This window comes from Heyndrickxia sp. FSL K6-6286 (assembly GCF_038630395.1).
GTDB classification, from domain to species: domain Bacteria; phylum Bacillota; class Bacilli; order Bacillales; family Bacillaceae_C; genus Heyndrickxia; species Heyndrickxia oleronia.
The window spans coordinates 1,557,727-1,574,988 of record NZ_CP152029.1 but is presented as its reverse complement, the minus strand read 5'-3'; the positions used below and the strand labels follow the sequence as shown (position 1 = coordinate 1,574,988).

Sequence of the window (17,262 nt, the reverse complement as noted above, 5' to 3'; positions counted from 1 at the left end):
ATTTAGTTGCGTATGAAAACTTAATCTATTTTAAACATAAATAAAAATGAATGTCAATTAATTTCAGATTTCGATCGATTTTAACATTTTCCATATTAAATTATGCTATAATGTAGGTGATTTTAAGGGGGTATATAATGAAAGAAACATCAAACAAATGGGTAAAAAGTCTCCAAAAGTTTTTCTCTTTTTTTCAAAATGAAAGACTTCAAAAAAATTCAAGAATAACCTATGGAGTTATCTGGAACCTATTATTAATATTATTTATTGTTTGTATTATAGGTGGAGCATTTGCTGGAGGGATCGGTGCAGGGTATTTCGCCTCACTAGTGAAAGATGAACCTACTCGTTCTTACGCCCAAATGAAAAAAGATATTTATAATTATGAAGAAACCTCCAATCTTTACTTTGCAGATAATGTTTATTTAGGAAAAGTACGATCTGATTTAGAACGTGAAGAAGTAAAAATTGAAAATGTGTCAAAATACCTCAAAGACGCCTTAATCGCAACGGAAGATAAATATTTCTATGAACATAATGGTATCGTGCCAAAAGCCCTACTACGTGCAGTATTTCAAGAAGTAACCAATTCCTCAACGCAAACTGGAGGTAGTACATTAACACAGCAAATAATCAAAAACCAAATACTTACAAATGAAGTCTCTTTTGATCGAAAGGCAAAAGAAGTTCTCTTAGCTCTTCGACTTGAACAATTCTTTAAGAAGGATGAGATTTTAGAAGCGTATATGAATGTTTCTACATTTGGTAGAAATTCATCTGGTCAAAATATTGGTGGGGTTGAATCAGCTGCTAAAGGATTATTCGGTGTCTCAGCAAAGGATTTAAATTTAGCACAATCAGCCTTTATTGCAGGTTTACCACAAAGCCCTTTTATGTACACACCTTTTACCAATGATGGCAAGCTAAAAAGTAAGGAAGGCTTAGAACCTGGTTTAAATCGGATGAAACTGGTTCTACACCGAATGAATGAAAATGGATATATTACAGATAAACAATACAAAGAAACGATCAATTATGATATTGTTAAAGATTTTATAAAGCCTCAAAAAAATCCACTTGATAAATATCCATGGCTAACAAACGAAATTGAACAACGGGCAAAAAACATTATAGCTATTATGCTTGCTGAAAAAGATGGTTATAAAGAAAAAGATCTAAATAAAAATGCTAAGTTGTACGAAAAATATATCACTCTAGCAGATCGTAATATTAGACAAAATGGGTATAACATTCATACAACCATTAATAAAAAGATCTATGATAATATGCAGAAGACTAAAGATGAGTTCAAAAACTACGGTCCTGATAAAACTGTGACTAGAATTAATAAAGAAACAGGTGAAGAAGAATCCTATGTCGAACCCGTTCAAATTGGGGGCATTATGATAGAAAACAAAACAGGGAAAATACTTAGTTTTGTTGGGGGTAGAGACTTCAAACAAGAGCAACTAAATCATGCTACCCAAGGAAGACGACCAAATGGATCAACGATGAAGCCTTTACTCGTTTATGCACCTGCAATGGAGATGGGCGTTACCGCACCTGGAACGGTAATTGCAGATTCTGATACTGGAATTAGAGTTGAAGGAAGAGCATGGCCAAGCAACTATGTTACAGGAAAATATTATGGCCTTGTAACCACTCGAGAAGCTTTGGCTAAATCACATAATGTAACTGCGATAAAAGTTTATCAACGTATCATTAATAAAAGACCAGCTCAATATCTTGCTAAAATGGGATTCTCCGATTTAACAGATGTTGATTATGAAGTATTGAGTGTGGCATTAGGAGGTTTAACAAAGGGAGTAACAGTTGAAGAAAACGTTAATGCTTATACGACCTTCGCGAATAATGGTAAATTTATTGATGCCTATATGATCGATAAAATCACTGACCAAGACGGGAAGATTATCTATAAACATAAAGTAGAGCCTGTTGACGTATTCAGTAGCCAAACTTCATATTTAATGCTGGATATGATGAGAGATGTTTTTAAATATGGTACTGCTGCCTCCGTACCTGGAATGTTGAACTTTTCAACTGACTGGGCAGGCAAAACAGGAACAAGTAATGACTATAATGATGCATGGCTTGTTGCTTCGAATCCCAATATTACATTTGGTACTTGGATAGGATATGATACACCAAGTAGCCAAGTACGAGGATATGATCATAGAAACTATCAAATATGGAGTCGGTTGATAAATTCTGCCTATGATGCAGATCCAAATTTAATTGCTACAAAGGAACGATTTAAGATGCCTAGTGGAATTGTCCAACGATCCTTCTGTGCAATTTCAGGTATGCTTCCATCTCAGGGGTGTTCCAGTGCTGGATTAGTTCGTACTGACTTATTTAACGCAAAATATGTTCCAACCGAAGTAGACAATAGTCTAATTCAAGGTAAATATGTAGTAATAAATGGAAAGAAATATATGGCACTTGATTCTACACCTGCAGAGTTTTCTCAATCTGGGCTAATGCTAAATCCTGATTTTATCAAGAAACTATCTCAAGGTGGTAAGATCGATGCAAATCAAATAATCCCAGAGGGTCACCCTTTATGGGAAAAAATTATGGCACCAGAAAATAAAATGAGTGATGATGGTAAAGCACCATCATCGGTAAATGCCAATGTCTCTGGTAATAAATTAGTTTGGAGTGCTTCGGGAAGTCCAGATGTAATTGGATATCGTGTCTTTACAAGCGGCGGTCAGCAGGTGGGCTCCGTTCACGCTGGGTCCAATTTATCCATATCATTGGGAAATGGTGAATATTATGTTGTAGCAGTTGACATTGCTGGAAAACAATCAGGTCCTTCCAATAAAGTCACAATTGGTACGATTAAACAAGAAAAACCACCTGAAAATGAGACGCCTGATGAAAATGACGAGAATACTAATAATGAAGAAAATCCAGGAGATGAAGATACAATACCAAATCCGTAATCATTCAATGACTTTAAAAAGCCCGCATCATCGATGCGGGCTTTTTGTTTACTTCAAAGCAATAATATTTAATATTGATTACAAAGTAAAGTCATCTTGTCAGTTCTAATTAAGAGCCTTGCTCTTACCTACTGCTAAGCAAAACCTTATTACATTTAGGCTCTTTGCTCAATGAAAGTTGCTTTTTAAGTAAGTACTAACGACTAACCATCTGCTGAAAATTTCCTTTATTTAGTCCTCCATCGTAGATAAATCCCCAGTAGGAAGATCTAACTCCCATGCTTTAAGGACTCTACGCATGATTTTTCCACTTCTTGTTTTCGGAAGTTTATCTCGAAATTCAATTTCCCTAGGAGCTGCATGAGCTGCTAAACCTGTTTTCACAAATTGACGAATTTCCTCTTTTAGTTCATCTGATTCTTCATATCCCTCTAATAAAGCAACAAATGCTTTAATAATTTCCCCACGAACTGGATCTGGTTTCCCAATAACTCCTGCCTCAGCGACCGCTGGATGTTCTAATAATTTGCTCTCTACCTCAAATGGGCCCACACGTTCCCCAGAGGTCATAATTACATCGTCCACTCTTCCTTGGAACCAGAAATATCCATCTTCATCCATATAGGCTGAATCCCCTGAAACATACCATCCTGACGGGAAAAAATATGAATCATATTTTGCTTGGTTATTCCAAATTGTGTGCATCATTGATGGCCAACCTTTTTTGATTGCTAAATTCCCCATTCTATTCGGAGGCAGTTCATTTCCTTGATCATCAATAATCGCTGCTTCCACACCCGGAATTGGTTTACCCATCGATCCAGGTTTAATTTCCATACAAGGATAATTACAAATTAAATGTGCACCTGTTTCTGTCATCCACCATGTATCGTGGATACGTTTATTAAATACCTTCATCCCCCAACGGATTACTTCAGGATTTAACGGCTCACCCACACTTAAAACATGTCTAAGGCAACTTAAATCAAATTTCTTAATAATTTCATCCCCAGCTCCCATTAACATACGAAATGCGGTTGGCGCACTGTACCATACAGTTACGCTAAAGTCTTCAATTGTTTTATACCAATCCTCTGGCTTAAAACGTCCGCCAACAATAACATTTGAAGTTCCTGTTAACCATGGACCGAAGATTCCATAGGAAGTACCGGTAACCCAGCCAGGATCAGCTGTACACCAATAAATATCCTCTTCTTGTAAATCTAGTACCCATTTTGCCGTTTGATACTGTTGAATCATCGCATTATGAACATGGAGCACACCCTTTGGCTTTCCAGTTGAACCAGATGTATAGTGTAGAATTAAGCCATCAGTACGATCCACCCATTCAATTTCTAAATCTTTTGATGCAGTTTTAACATACTTTAAAAAATCAAGATATTTATCATCTTCTTCAATATCTGAACCGACAATAAATATTGTTTTAAGAGCAGGTAATTGATCTACAGGTACACGTTTTAACAATTCAGGTGTTGTTACTAAAACCTTAGCTTCACTGTCCTCTAAGCGGTCTTTTACCGCACCCTCCATAAATGCTTCGAAAAGTGGACCAACGATGGCACCTAATTTAATCGCTCCAAGGGTGGCTATATATAACTCTGGAGATCTAGGCATAAAAATAAAGACCCGATCCCCTTTTTCAACATTTCCATATGCTTTAAAAACATTTCCTGCTTTATTAGAAAGATCTTTCATTTCTTTAAAAGTGTATTTTTCATTTCTAGTTTCATCCCGATAATATAGGGCTACTTTATTTTTGCGAAAGGTATTTGCATGACGATCTATCGCTTCATACGCCATATTCACTTTACCTGTTTCGGACCATGAGAACTCTCGTTCTACGTCCTTCCAGTCAAAACTAGTATACATATCTTCATAGCTTTTAAGATTATAATCACCTTTTACAGATGGCAGCGTTACTAATTTCATTACAAATCCCCCTTTTTAAAAAATTCACACTATTATTATAGTATAAAATAAAATATTTCACAAAAAATTTAAATTTATTAAAGAAGAGTATTTTCGAAAAAAATTAAAATTTAAATGAATGGCATCATTTCTATACCTTTTAAAAAATTTTAAAAACATTCATAAGTTTACTCTTAAGATACTCATCTTATCATGTATAATAAGTACGAAATCCTGTTATGAAAATTTAGTATATTAAATAAAAATGCTAAAATAGGAGGTGTTACTATGGAACATAAAAAAACATATAATGCGATGGAATTAAAGACTACAAAAGGCAGTCTAATTATAGAAGGTCCAATTTCTTCAGAACAATTAGCTGGTTATGAATTTCATCAAGATTTAGTTGCTTTTCGTCCTCCCAATCAACAGCATAAAGCTCTAATTGAAATCGCTAATTTACCAGAAGGTAGAATTATCATTGCTAGACAATTTAATACCATTGTTGGCTATGTAACATATCTATACCCCGATCCACTCGAGAGATGGTCGCAAGGAAAAATGGAAAATTTAATAGAACTAGGGGCAATTGAGGTAATACCAGAATTTAGAGGTTGCTCTGTTGGAAAAAGCTTGTTAAGGGTGTCAATGATGGATGATGCAATGGAAGATTATATTACCATTACGACTGAATATTATTGGCACTGGGATTTAAAAGGAACCGGACTAAATGTCTGGGAGTATCGAAAGGTGATGGAAAAAATGATGGGAGCAGGCGGGCTAGAATGGTTTGCAACGGATGACCCTGAAATTAGCTCTCATCCTGCCAACTGTTTAATGGTCAGAATCGGAAAAAGAGTAGATTATGAATCGGTTCAAAAATTTGATCAATTACGGTTCATGAATCGATTTATGTATTAGTCAATGACTTAAACAAGGAGTTGAATGGCATGATCATTGAGGAAATAATGAAAACAGATGTTATTACATTACAGCCTGAAGATACGATTCACTCTGCTTTATTGATTATGAGGGAAAAAAAAATCCGTCATATTCCTATCGTTGACAGCGAACAGCATTTATTAGGTTTGGTGACAGAACGTGATATTAAGGATGCAACTCCATCCCCCCTATTCGAAAAGAAGCGGTTGGAAAAAGAATTGACAATCCCTCTTGAGCAAATAATGAATCCAAACGTAATTACCGGTCATCCTTTAGACTTTGTCGAAGAAGTGGCTGGTATCTTATATGAACATCGAATTGGTTGTTTACCTATTGTCGTAAATAAAAAGGTAGTTGGTATTATCACTGGTACTGACATCCTCCGAACCATGGTTGAATTAACTGGAGCCAATCAACCTGGCTCACAAATTGAAATTAAAGTGCGGAACCGTACTGGAGTTTTACACGAAGTCACAGGCATATTCAATCAATATCATGTTAATGTTCATAGCGTGCTCGTATATCCCGATAAGAAAGATCCAAACCATAAAATACTAGTTTTTCGAATTCAAACAATGAACCCAATCATTGTAATTGAGCATCTTAAAAAAAATGGCTACCAAGTATTATGGCCAAATATGCCTGGAATGTCATTATGACAAAAGACGCGGTTTTTATTTACTCAGATGAACTTCTTTCTTATCGTTTTTCAAAGGACCATCCATTTAATCAATTCCGATTGACATTAACATTAGATTTATTAAAAGAACTCAATGCTATAACAAATGAAGATATCATACCTCCTAGAATGGCAACTGATGAAGAGCTTTGCTTAATACATGATTCATCCTACATAGAAGCGGTGAAAAGTGCGGGAAATGGACGTTTATCAGAAGAAACTGCAGAAAATTATGGATTAGGTACAGAGGACACACCCATTTTTTCTGGAATGCATGAAGCAAGTGCCCTACTTGTTGGTGGTACATTGACGGCTGTGGATCAAGTAATGACAGGACAAAGCCGACATGCTGTACATCTAGGTGGAGGATTACATCATGGATTCAGGGGGAAAGCTTCCGGATTTTGTGTTTACAATGATAGTTCAGTAGCTATCAAATATTTACAAGAAAAGTATAATGCTAGAGTCCTATATATTGATACTGATGCCCATCATGGGGACGGAGTTCAATGGTCATTTTACGATGATGAATCAGTCTGTACATTCTCAATTCATGAAACCGGAAGATATTTATTTCCCGGGACAGGTAATGTCAACGAATGGGGCAGTGGTAAGGGTTATGGATATTCATTCAATATACCAGTGGATGCCTTTACTGAAGATGAATCTTGGCTCTACTGTTACGAAACAGCTTTGAGGGAAGTTGCTGCCTATTTTAAACCCGATGTTATTCTTACTCAAAATGGTGCAGACTCACACTACTATGACCCACTTACCCATTTATCTGCTTCTATTAATATATATAAGAAAATTCCAAAGCTTGCACACCAACTTGCTCATCAATATTGTGATGGAAGATGGATTGCTGTTGGTGGAGGTGGATATGATATTTGGAGAGTTGTTCCTAGAGCATGGTCACTTATTTGGCTAGAAATGAACAATTATCCAGATGTAAAAGGTGAACTTCCAACTTCATGGGTCAATAAGTGGAAAGCAAAAGCACCAATACCATTAGCAACCGCATGGGAAGATCCCGAAAATATGTACAAACCTATACCAAGAAAACCAGAAATTACTGAAAAAAACAAACAAACTGTGGAACGATTACTACATTTTATTAGACAGCAAACGTCTCGTTAATAATGACTATAAAAAAAAGGGTTGTCCCATTAGTGTATGAACACAATTGTAGACAGCCCTTCTCTCTTTAAAACTTATTTAAAATAATCAAACTCATTTAATGGCCAAAAGCGAATTTTCACCTTTCCTATGACAGAATCCATTGGAATGACACCGAAATATCGGCTATCTTTACTTACTAAGCGATTATCCCCAAGAACAAATAAATATCCCTTTGGAACTTTACTTTTACCGGTTTTTTCCTTTAAAGTAAAGTCTTCAGTTAATTGTTGCATAGGTAGTAGATCTTTACGATTTTCTTTCAAATAAGGTTCTTTGTATGCTTTTCCATTTATATATAGAACATCATCTTTCATTTCAATAGAGTCACCTGGTAAACCTATAACTCTTTTTACGTAATGTTCATCAGCATCTGGTGCATGAAAGACAATTTCATCAAAACGTTTAATATCACTTAGCTTACTTACGATAATTCGGTTTCCATCCTGTAAATTAGGCATCATTGATTCTCCTACAACAACAGATGGAGTGAAAACAAAATATCGACAAACAAGCACAATCACTACCGCAAGTAATATTGATTTTATCCATGAAAATAATTCACTTTTCTTTTTCTCTTTCAAACTCTGTCACATCCTTTTGACTTCATAACGAAACTCTTACCTTACTATATAAAGAGTATCAGAAATAAATAGAGGTATCAATTCACAATAGAAAAAGCTGCTAATATTTTTCTACTATGTCTGAAATAATATATGCCTTCCGATAATAATCAAAAGGCATTTATTATTTATTTTGTTGAACTTCTATGTTCAATTCTATGAGGTAGTATTACAATATTTTCGGATACCTTTTCTTTATTCATATATTTAGTCAACAGACGCATGGCCACCGCACCAATATCATATAATGGCTGGACGACAGAGGTAAGCTGTGGACGAACCATTAATGCCAAACGTGTATTATCAGATGTAATCACTTCTACATCATTAGGAATTTGCAATCCATTATCTTGTGCACCATGTATTACACCAATTGCCATTTCATCATTGCCTACAAAAACAGCAGTAGGTCGATCAGGAAGAGAACTTAGCTTCTCCCATGCTTCAATTCCTGAATCATAGGTGTAGTCTCCTTCAATTACATACTCCTCATTAAATGGAATTCCCGCTTTTTCAAGTGCTTCTTTGTATCCTTCAAGCTTTTGTTCTTTATTAATTTGATTGTGTAATGGACCTACTACAAAGGCAATATGCTTATGTCCTTTTTCAATAAATTCCGTTACTACATCATATGTTGCTTGACGATAATTAATATTTACAGAAGGTATTTTATTAAATGGCTCTATCGATCCAGCTAAAACAATTGGCACTGGTGAACGTTCGAATTCTGCTACATGCTCCTCAGTAATATTACCACCCATAAATACAATTCCGTCAACTTGCTTTCCAAGCATTGTATTCAATAGATGTAACTCTTTGTCTTTATTCTGATCTGAATTACTTAAAATGATATTATATTTGTACATTGTTGCGATATCCTCAATACCCCTTGCTAATTCAGCGAAGAAAATATTAGAGATATCTGGAATAATTACTCCTACAGTCGTTGTTTTCTTGCTGGCTAATCCACGCGCAACAGCATTGGGACGATAGCCTAATCTTTCGATTACTTCATTCACCTTTTTTCTTGTTGCTGGCTTCACATTAGGATTCCCATTCACTACCCTAGATACAGTAGCCATTGAAACATTCGCTTCACGGGCTACATCATAGATGGTAATATTCATAAAACATTCACACTCCATTACTACTATATATAATCGTTAGTTTTTATCAGTCATCACATTTCTAATCACTTTAAATTAAAGAAAGTAAAAAATATGTACTCATATAATCATACGACAGACAACTACTAACTGCAATGAATAACACTAATTTGACACGATTTTTACATAGAAAACACAAGTATTTATCCATTATCTACATTAATTAGAAAAAGCAAAAACCCTCTGAATGTTTCAGAAGGTTATTACAGTCATTATACCCTTACTGGTTGCGATTGTTGTAATTCACGATAAAAATGTTCGAATTGATCTAAGTCCATTTGTTGGGCTGAATCAGAGAGAGCAACTGCTGGATCAGGATGTACCTCAGCCATGACCCCATCAGCACCAATTGCTAATGCTGCTTTCGCTGCTGGTAATAATAGATCTCTTCTTCCCGTTGAATGAGTAACATCTACAAATACAGGTAAATGGGTTTCTTGTTTCAAAATTGGAACGGCTGTAATATCTAATGTATTTCGTGTTGCACGTTCATAAGTTCTAATTCCACGTTCACAAAGAATAATTTCACCATTACCTTGTGACATTATATATTCAGCTGCATTAATAAACTCATCAATCGTTGCTGCTAAACCTCTTTTTAATAAAACGGGTTTTTTCACTGAACCAGCAGCTTTTAATAATTCAAAATTTTGCATGTTACGTGCACCAATTTGAATCACATCTAAATAATCCACTGCCTTTTCAATATCATTAGGCGTAACGATTTCACTAATAACGGCTAAGCCATATTCATCTGCTATTTGTTTTAATATTTTCAATCCTTCAATGCCCAATCCTTGAAAATCATAAGGGGAAGTTCGTGGTTTATACGCCCCACCACGTAATAAAGTTAACCCTTTAGCCTTGACTGATTTTGCAACTTCTGCAACCTGTTCATAAGACTCAACTGCACAAGGTCCAAAAACAAAATGTGGTCTACCATCACCAATCATCTCGCCCTTAATTTCTATAATGGTATCCTCAGGCTTCTTTTTGCGGGAAACAAGAAGAGCTTTTTGCTGATTTTCCTGTTGAAGATCTAAGCCAGCTTTAAAAATCTCTTTAAAAAGATGTTCAACAATCTTGTCTTCGAATGGTCCATTATTATGTTCTTTAATTACATTGAGCATCATTCTTTCTCGAACCGGATCATAACGATTAACACCACCAGCTTCTTTAACTTTCCCTATATCCTGAACAAGTTTTGCTCTTTCATTAATAAGTGCTAACAATTGTAAATTAATATCTTCAACCTGCTGACGTAACTGATCAAGCTCTTGATTACTCAAAACGTACCATCCTCTCCAAATTATTGTGATGATATGAACATTTGTAATAGCCTCTTTCCAGGCATTGCTGCTATTTAAGTAAGATTTGAACTAAGATGTTTAACCACTTTTAAGAAAAATGCTGAAACTTCATAAGAACCAACTTATCCTTTATTAGGTAAAAGCTCTGCTGAAGGGCTTTTTCAAAAGCAACAAACGATACAAAAATAGCCTTGCAAAAAAAAATTCTTTACAATAACGTTCACACCATAAATCTTTGAAATGACAAGTCAGTTTAATTTTATACTCCTTTGTGATACATTTTAAAAAAGGAAGAAAAAATAAAATCTGATCCTATTAATATTAGGACTAATTATAATCTATTGTTAATAAAATGTCACGATAAAAGTTTTAATACTTAAACGCTTTTAAGCATTAAAGTATTTTTCAGGGGAATTATAAACTTTTTCATTGATCTTTATTGCCACATATATTCATTAAAAGAAGGTGTATCTCTTGCAAGAAAAAAACAAAATATTTGCACTTGATATTGGTACACGGTCCGTTGTAGGAATTATCCTAGAGGAAGCCAATCAACAATACTATGTTTCCGATATTTTTATAAAGGAACATAAGGAAAGGGCCATGCTCGATGGACAAATCCATGATGTCCTTTCCGTCTCAAAAGTGATAAAAGAGGTAAAGGAACAATTAGAGAAAAAGCATGGAAAGTTAACTAAGGTTTGTGTTGCTGCCGCAGGGCGTGCTCTAAAAACAGAAAAAGCTCATGTAACCATATCTATTAAAGGAAAACCAATGATTACAAAAGAGGATATTTTGCATCTAGAATTAAGTGCTGTTCAAAAAGCTCAAGCTATCGCAGCAGAAAAATATTCATCTTTAAAAAGTCATTATTATTACTGTGTTGGTTACTCGGTGTTTAACTATCAGTTAGATGGCGAGGAGATTGGAAATCTTATCGACCAGCAAGGAAATGAAGCATCTGTCGAAATAATCGCTACTTTCCTACCTAGGGTAGTTGTTGAGTCATTAATTTCTGCCTTACAACGGTCAGATTTAGAAATAGAGGCATTAACATTAGAGCCCATTGCAGCTATCAATGTCCTAATCCCTTCATCTATGCGACGATTAAATGTTGCACTTGTTGATATTGGTGCCGGCACATCTGATATTGCCCTAACTGATTTAGGTACAGTAACTGCATATGGAATGGTTCCTATTGCAGGAGATGAAATTACAGAAGCAATTAGTGATCAATTACTGCTGGACTTTCCTATTGCAGAGGAAACAAAAAGACAGTTAGTAGCTAGAGATACGCTAATCATTCAAGATATTTTAGGGTTTGAAACGGAAGTAACAACTGAACATATTATCGAACAAGTTTCTCCAGCGATTGATAAGCTAGCCAGTGCTATTTCTAAGGAAATTCTTTTATTAAATAATGGAAAGCCTCCAAAGGCAGTGATGTTAGTGGGAGGTGGTAGTCAAACACCAAAGATTACAGAAAGAATTGCAAAACAATTGCAATTACCTGAAAATCGTGTAGCGATAAGAGGAACAGATGCCATTCAAAGCTTAGTTCTTTCAGATCAAATCCCAAAAGGCCCTGAATTAATTACACCGATTGGTATTGCTATCGCGGCTAAACAAACACCTGTCCATTATGTAACAGCTTACGTAAACGACCAACCTGTAAGATTGTTTGAAGTAAAGAAGCTAACGGTTGGAGATTGTATTTTAGGTTCTGGAATGAAATTAAGTCAATTACATGGAAAACCCGGAATGGCAAAGATGATAACTGTTAATGAAAGACAAATTACCGTTCCAGGGGAGCATGGTAAACCGCCGGTTATCATGAAAAATGGGGTAGAAGCAAGTCTTGATCACCCAATTAATAATGGTGATGAAATTTCTATCATTAAAGGAAAAGACGGTGCCCATGCAGTGGTGAAAATTAAAGAATTTCTTGACGATATTCCAACTAAAAAGGTCTATATTAATGGAAGGTCATATAATGTATCAATGATAATAAAAAGGAATGGCGAATCGGCTTCAGAAAATGATCTTCTCGAAGACCGCGATTCTCTAGAGATTTATTTTCCTAAAAACATAGAGGAATTATTTCTTTCCTTAAATCTATTTGATTACCTTCAAGAACTAAAACCATTTCGAATCAATATTGATGGTAAAGAAACTTTTTTACCTTCTCAGTCTCATAGACTATTGTTAAATGATCAAGAGGTTAAACTAACACAAGGTTTTCAAAATAATGATCAGATAAGTATCAAAAAGAAAAGTCCTTTGACGGTAAATGACCTTGCAAAGTTAAAGAATCTTCGTTTAAATTATCATATTAATATTACTTTCAATGGACAACATATAAAGATTCATAAACCACTTACTGAAGTGATTCGTTCAGGGAAAATACTGACCAAAGATGAAATTATCCATTACGGAGATATGATAGAATTAAAGTCTCATAAAATCGAAGAATTTATTTTTCAAGATATTTTTAAATTCGTAGAAGTGAATATGCCAAAGCATAGTAATGGTAATTTTCAATTACTTAAAAACAAAGAACAAACCACCTTCTATGATCCAATAAGAGAAGGTGATCAATTGGAAATTATTTGGCCAACTGAACCTAAAAAACAAAAGAGACTAAACCAAAAACACACTATCTAATAATAATCTAGATAGTGTGTTTTATAAACAGTTTAAATAAATTCTTCCTCTGTCTCTACTTCATCGTTTTTGAGCATTTTTTCTTTTTGTTCCTTTACCGTTTCCTTCAACTTATTCCCTGCATCAACAGCTTTATCCTTCAATTGAATCGTTTTTTCTTTTGTTGCAGCAGCTAAATCATTTCCTTTTTGAGTCACAGCTACACGGAGATCATCCGTCTTGTCTTTTAATGAAATAAATTGCCCGCTTACATCATTTCTTAAGTCTTTACCTGATTTGGGAGCTAGGAACAAAGCAGTTGCAGCTCCTATTACACCACCAATGATAGCTCCTATTACAAAATCCTTCGTATTTAAATGTTTTGGTTCATCCAAATGTTTTACTTCATTATTTGCCATTTTTGATTCCTCCTTATTATTTCTACCCTCTTGATCTTTTTACTTCACGCAGATGGGATTCATCTTCAATCGCATGTTTCACTAATTGCTCTGTTTTTCTTTTTTCTTTTTTTTGTACCCATTTATCTTTTATTTCTTTTAATACATTACCCCATTGTATTGCCTGACTTATTTTATCTTGATTTTGTTCTAGTTGATTTGAAACATTATTCGTTACCTTTCGAACAGATGCATTTAGAGATTTAATGGTTGTCCCAACTTCTTCAACAGCATATACTACTGAATTTAACTTTTCAGCTTTATGCTGAATATCTTCTGCAAGTGCATTTGTCTTATGTAATAGCATTGTTGTTTCGCTTGTTATTCCTTGTAACTGTCCTTCCAAACCATCCATTGTTTTTGTCATTTGATTAACTGCGTCTTTTACTGAATTTAATGTTTTTGATACAAATATGACTAAAACCAAAAAAGCAATTGCAATCAAGGCGACACTTAAATAAAGAATTACAATCATGTTAGTTGACCTCCCTTGTATAATACACAGTACCCTTTCTTTTCTTTTGTAAACAACCATCTTCTTTTTCAGACATAAATTCCTCCTTTATTTTCTCATATTCTGCTATCTTCGCCAAATATTTTTACTAGTAAAGGGCTAATTTTCTTTATTCAACTATTGGATAAATAGGAGTACAATGAAAAAGTATGAAATATTGTTTATGGAGGAAAAAAGATGAAAGATCCGAGAGTAGAACAACTAGCAAAAAATTTAATTAACTATTCTGTGCAATTGCAACCAGGGGAAAAAGTTCTGATTGAAAACTTTGGTCTACAAAAAGAACTTGTAGTCGCATTAGTAAAGGAAGCATATGCCGCAGGTGGGTATCCTTTTGTCTCAATTAAGGATCACCAAGTAGATCGTGCACTATTAATGGGTGCTAAAGAAGAACAATTTGATATGATGGCTGATTTCGAAGCAGAAGTTATGAAAAAAATGGATGCATATATTGGCCTAAGATCTGGTGATAACATTAATGAACATGCAGATGTACCCGATGAAAAAATGAAAATACAAGGGAATACTGTCGGCAAAAAAGTTCATCGAGAAATTCGTGTTCCGAAAACTAAATGGGTTGTTCTTCGTTACCCTAATTCAGCAATGGCTCAATTAGCAAAAATGAGCACAGAAGCCTTTGAAGATTTTTACTTCAATGTATGTAACCTTGATTATAGTAAAATGGACAAAGCGATGGATTCTTTAGTGGAGTTAATGAATAAAACAGATAAGGTTCGCCTTATAAGTCCTGGAACTGACCTAACTTTCTCAATCAAAGATATTCCTGCTATTAAATGTGCTGGACGTCTTAATATTCCAGATGGTGAAGTGTATACAGCACCTGTGCGTAATTCAGTTAATGGGACTCTTACATACAACACACCTTCTCCATATCAAGGCTTTACTTTTGAAAATGTAAAATTAACGTTTAAAGATGGGAAAATTATTGAAGCAACATCTAATGATACAGAAAGAATCAATAAGATTTTTGATACAGATGAAGGCGCTCGCTATGTCGGTGAATTCGCAATAGGCGTCAATCCATATATTCTACATCCTATGCAAGATATATTATTTGATGAAAAAATTGCGGGAAGTATTCATTTTACACCTGGACAATGCTATGATGTAGCCCCTAATGGTAATGACTCTAACATTCACTGGGATATGGTGCTTATTCAACGTCCAGAGTATGGTGGAGGAGAAATATATTTTGATGACGTGCTTATTCGTAAAGATGGATTATTTGTTTTACCTGAATTAGAATGTCTCAATCCAGAAAATTTAAAGTAAACATAGCTTTCACATATAATTAGAAATTAATCGATTCTCCTAAAAACAAAAAAACAGGCCCTATCAAAAATGATAGGTAACCTGTTTTATTATTTTTCTAAAAGCTGTTCATAGGCTCGTTGATATTTTTGAATATCACCTGCCCCCATAAATAAGATCACACTATCTTTTAGCTCAAGTAGTGGGGAAGTATCCTCTTCTAAAAGTATTTGTGCGCCTTCAATTTTGTCCTTCAAGTCATTTACTGTTAATTTACCATGAACTTCTCTTGCTGAACCAAATATTTCACATAAGAAAACATGGTCAGCCTCACTAAGACTTTGCGCAAATTCCGTTAAAAATGTTTGTGTTCTTGTAAAAGTATGCGGCTGGAATACGACAACTATTTCTCTATTTGGATATTTTTGTCTAGCTGAATCTATTGTTGCTTTTATTTCTGTAGGATGATGCGCATAATCATCGACAATAACTTGTGTGCCTACTTGCTTTTCCGTAAATCTTCTTTTTACACCTTTAAATGTTTTTAAATATTCCTGAGTTTTCTCTGTTGATATTTGCTCATAATGACATAAAGCGATGACTGATAAAGCATTTAATACATTATGGTCGCCAAAAGTTGGTATTTCGAATGTAGCAAAATAATTATTACGAACAAATACATCAAATTTAGTTCCCGTAGAATTTTTTTCAATATTTCTTGCTTGAAAATCATTTTCTTCAGCAAAACCATAGAAAAGAACAGGAACTTTAGCCTGGATTTTTTGAAGTTGCTCATCATCGCCGTAAGCGATAATTCCTTTCTTCACATGCATTGCCATTTCTTGGAATGCAGAAAACACATCGTCAATATTTGCAAAATAATCTGGATGATCGAAATCAATATTGGTCATGATTGCGTAGTCTGGGTAATATGAAAGAAAATGACGTCTATATTCACAAGCTTCAAAAACGAAGTATTCTGCATCTTTTTCACCATGCCCAGTTCCATCCCCAATTAAATAAGAAGTAGGCTTTGATCCAGAAATTGCATGAGCAAGTAACCCAGTGGTTGATGTTTTCCCATGGGCGCCTGTAACAGCAACACTCGTAAACTTCTGCATAAATTCCCCTAAAAATTTATGGTAACGGATAACTGGTACTCCAACTTTTACTGCTTCTTCGATTTCTTCATGTGTATCAGGAAAAGCATTTCCTGCAATAACAGTTAAGCCTGGTTTAATATTTTCGCGCTGGAATGGTAATATTTTAATTCCAGATTGCTCCAAGCCTTTTTGGGTAAAGAAATATTTTTCATAATCTGATCCTTGCACTTCATAACCCATATCGTGTAGTATTTGTGCCAATGCACTCATACCGGACCCTTTAATACCTACGAAATGGTATACAGTCATAATAGAACCTCCAACAATGTCTATATGTACACAGTATATGATATACGTATATCATTTGCTATAATTGGTTTTATGAACGATTGACAATAATCAAATGTTCATATTGAAATATTATAGCACTTTTTCTATTCCATGACTATGCTATGTATGACATCTTCATTTTAGG

The 17,262-nt window shown here is 34.7% G+C and carries 13 protein-coding genes; 6 read left to right on the top strand and 7 right to left on the bottom strand.

Annotated features, from left to right (window positions below; genetic code table 11):
* The first annotated feature begins 137 nt into the window (after nt 1-137).
* Nucleotides 138-2,969, top strand: coding sequence for a transglycosylase domain-containing protein (locus tag MHI39_RS07870; protein WP_065107319.1), 2,832 nt, complete (start codon nt 138-140; stop codon nt 2,967-2,969).
* Between the two features lie 231 nt (nt 2,970-3,200).
* On the opposite strand, the gene acsA is transcribed toward MHI39_RS07870, so the two are convergent.
* Entirely contained in the window at nt 3,201-4,919 is a 1,719-nt protein-coding gene (gene acsA / locus MHI39_RS07865; RefSeq protein ID WP_071976940.1) for an acetate--CoA ligase, read from the bottom strand.
* A 267-nt stretch (nt 4,920-5,186) separates the two neighbouring features.
* On the opposite strand from acsA, the gene MHI39_RS07860 reads away from it, so the two are divergent.
* The 3 genes from MHI39_RS07860 to MHI39_RS07850 are packed head-to-tail and all read left to right on the top strand — an operon-like array spanning nt 5,187 to nt 7,659.
* Nucleotides 5,187-5,819, top strand: coding sequence for a GNAT family N-acetyltransferase (locus MHI39_RS07860; RefSeq protein WP_058005582.1), 633 nt, complete (start codon nt 5,187-5,189; stop codon nt 5,817-5,819).
* 29 nt (nt 5,820-5,848) lie between these two features.
* Nucleotides 5,849-6,499 carry an acetoin utilization AcuB family protein gene (locus MHI39_RS07855; RefSeq protein WP_058005583.1) on the top strand — a complete coding sequence of 217 codons (651 nt, stop codon included), beginning with the start codon at nt 5,849-5,851 and terminating at the stop codon, nt 6,497-6,499.
* Nucleotides 6,496-7,659, top strand: coding sequence for an acetoin utilization protein AcuC (locus MHI39_RS07850; protein WP_071976939.1), 1,164 nt, complete (start codon nt 6,496-6,498; stop codon nt 7,657-7,659). Before MHI39_RS07855 ends, MHI39_RS07850 begins: the two co-directional genes overlap by 4 nt.
* 74 nt (nt 7,660-7,733) lie before the next feature.
* Here the strand turns inward: MHI39_RS07850 and lepB are convergent, their stop codons facing one another.
* The 3 genes from lepB to MHI39_RS07835 form a co-directional block, all read right to left on the bottom strand.
* Entirely contained in the window at nt 7,734-8,282 is a 549-nt protein-coding gene (gene lepB, locus MHI39_RS07845; protein WP_058005585.1) for a signal peptidase I, read from the bottom strand.
* Between the two features lie 167 nt (nt 8,283-8,449).
* Nucleotides 8,450-9,448: a catabolite control protein A gene (ccpA, locus tag MHI39_RS07840; RefSeq protein WP_071976938.1), complete on the bottom strand. Its 999-nt coding sequence runs from the start codon at nt 9,446-9,448 to the stop codon at nt 8,450-8,452.
* Between the two features lie 251 nt (nt 9,449-9,699).
* Nucleotides 9,700-10,776, bottom strand: coding sequence for a bifunctional 3-deoxy-7-phosphoheptulonate synthase/chorismate mutase (locus tag MHI39_RS07835; RefSeq protein ID WP_071976937.1), 1,077 nt, complete (start codon nt 10,774-10,776; stop codon nt 9,700-9,702).
* A 495-nt stretch (nt 10,777-11,271) separates the two neighbouring features.
* Here MHI39_RS07835 and MHI39_RS07830 point away from each other — a divergent pair, with 495 nt between their 5' ends.
* Nucleotides 11,272-13,461, top strand: a complete 2,190-nt coding sequence (locus MHI39_RS07830; RefSeq protein ID WP_216385038.1) for a cell division protein FtsA — start codon at nt 11,272-11,274, stop codon at nt 13,459-13,461.
* A 32-nt stretch (nt 13,462-13,493) separates the two neighbouring features.
* Here the strand turns inward: MHI39_RS07830 and MHI39_RS07825 are convergent, their stop codons facing one another.
* Together MHI39_RS07825 and MHI39_RS07820 are read right to left on the bottom strand one after the other, a co-directional pair.
* Nucleotides 13,494-13,859, bottom strand: coding sequence for a YtxH domain-containing protein (locus MHI39_RS07825; protein ID WP_180211647.1), 366 nt, complete (start codon nt 13,857-13,859; stop codon nt 13,494-13,496).
* Nucleotides 13,860-13,881: 22 nt separating this feature from the next.
* Complete coding sequence (locus tag MHI39_RS07820; protein WP_342540999.1) at nt 13,882-14,373, bottom strand: DUF948 domain-containing protein; 492 nt, start codon at nt 14,371-14,373, stop codon at nt 13,882-13,884.
* A gap of 216 nt (nt 14,374-14,589) precedes the next feature.
* Between MHI39_RS07820 and MHI39_RS07815 the strand changes: the two genes are divergently transcribed.
* Complete coding sequence (locus MHI39_RS07815; protein WP_078109097.1) at nt 14,590-15,705, top strand: aminopeptidase; 1,116 nt, start codon at nt 14,590-14,592, stop codon at nt 15,703-15,705.
* An 89-nt stretch (nt 15,706-15,794) separates the two neighbouring features.
* Here MHI39_RS07815 and murC read toward each other — a convergent pair whose 3' ends face one another.
* The gene (murC, locus tag MHI39_RS07810) at nt 15,795-17,096 is read right to left on the bottom strand and encodes a UDP-N-acetylmuramate--L-alanine ligase (protein ID WP_216385043.1); all 1,302 of its coding nucleotides are present in this window, start codon (nt 17,094-17,096) and stop codon (nt 15,795-15,797) included.
* Between the last annotated feature and the right edge of the window lie 166 nt (nt 17,097-17,262).

Coding starts and splice junctions, on each gene's coding strand:
- MHI39_RS07870 (WP_065107319.1), top strand. CDS start 138: ATGAAAGAAACATCAAACAAATGGGTAAAAAGTCTCCAAAAGTTTTTC.
- acsA (WP_071976940.1), bottom strand. CDS start 4,919: ATGAAATTAGTAACGCTGCCATCTGTAAAAGGTGATTATAATCTTAAA.
- MHI39_RS07860 (WP_058005582.1), top strand. CDS start 5,187: ATGGAACATAAAAAAACATATAATGCGATGGAATTAAAGACTACAAAA.
- MHI39_RS07855 (WP_058005583.1), top strand. CDS start 5,849: ATGATCATTGAGGAAATAATGAAAACAGATGTTATTACATTACAGCCT.
- MHI39_RS07850 (WP_071976939.1), top strand. CDS start 6,496: ATGACAAAAGACGCGGTTTTTATTTACTCAGATGAACTTCTTTCTTAT.
- ccpA (WP_071976938.1), bottom strand. CDS start 9,448: ATGAATATTACCATCTATGATGTAGCCCGTGAAGCGAATGTTTCAATG.
- MHI39_RS07825 (WP_180211647.1), bottom strand. CDS start 13,859: ATGGCAAATAATGAAGTAAAACATTTGGATGAACCAAAACATTTAAAT.
- MHI39_RS07820 (WP_342540999.1), bottom strand. CDS start 14,373: ATGATTGTAATTCTTTATTTAAGTGTCGCCTTGATTGCAATTGCTTTT.
- MHI39_RS07815 (WP_078109097.1), top strand. CDS start 14,590: ATGAAAGATCCGAGAGTAGAACAACTAGCAAAAAATTTAATTAACTAT.
- murC (WP_216385043.1), bottom strand. CDS start 17,096: ATGACTGTATACCATTTCGTAGGTATTAAAGGGTCCGGTATGAGTGCA.